General features: G+C 68.4%; 1 protein-coding gene. It reads left to right on the top strand.

The window, feature by feature from the left end; genetic code table 11:
• Positions 1-75: 75 nt before the first annotated feature.
• Positions 76-731: type VI secretion system Vgr family protein (locus AC1DKV_RS40515; RefSeq protein WP_477139773.1), on the top strand; the 656-nt coding region annotated here is incomplete at its 3' end.

Below are 731 nucleotides of genomic sequence, written 5' to 3'. Positions count from 1 at the left end.
ACGCGCACCGCTGGGCCGTGCGTCCTGGTCGGCGCCCAGATCGCAAGCACGTCGCAAAGACGTAATGGAGATAGCATGGCAACCCAATCCGACCTGCGCTTCACCTTCGCCATCGTCGGCGGGCTGGACTTTGAGGTCATMGAGTTCGATCTCGACGAAGCCCTCTCCGAGACCTTCCGTCTCGACGTGCAGTTGGCCCATGCCGACCCCGACCTCGACTTCGCCACCATCCTCGACCAGCCCGCCCTGCTCACCCTCTGGCGTGGCGACGAACCGGTGCGCCATGTCCATGGGCTGGTCAGCCGCTTCGCGCAGGGCGACACCGGCTTCAGGCGGACGCGCTACCGCGCCGTGGTCGAGCCCGGCCTCGCCCGCCTGCGTCTGTCCTCCGACTGGCGCATCTTCCAGACCCTCTCCGTACCCGAGATCCTCCAGCGCGCACTCAAGGACCACGGACTGGCCAACCGCTACGAGCAGATCGTCACCGCCGAGCACCTGCCACGCGAGTACTGCGTGCAGGCCGGCGACACCGACCTGCATTTCCTCGAACGCATTGCCCGCGAGGAGGGCTTCTACTTTGCCTTCCGCCACGACGCCGACGGCCACGGCCTGATCCACAGCGACCGCCTGTTMGTGCAGGGCCGCATCGCCGGCGGTCCCGTCCTCTACAACCCCACCCCCGGCGGCGACCAGCCCGAGCCCGCCCTGCGCCGCTTCGCCCTGCGCCGCTT

The sequence above is a fragment of the Cupriavidus sp. 05T41 genome (genome assembly GCF_056396525.1).
Note: the sequence above shows the minus strand (reverse complement) of the source record. Positions and strands in the feature narration are given on the sequence as shown.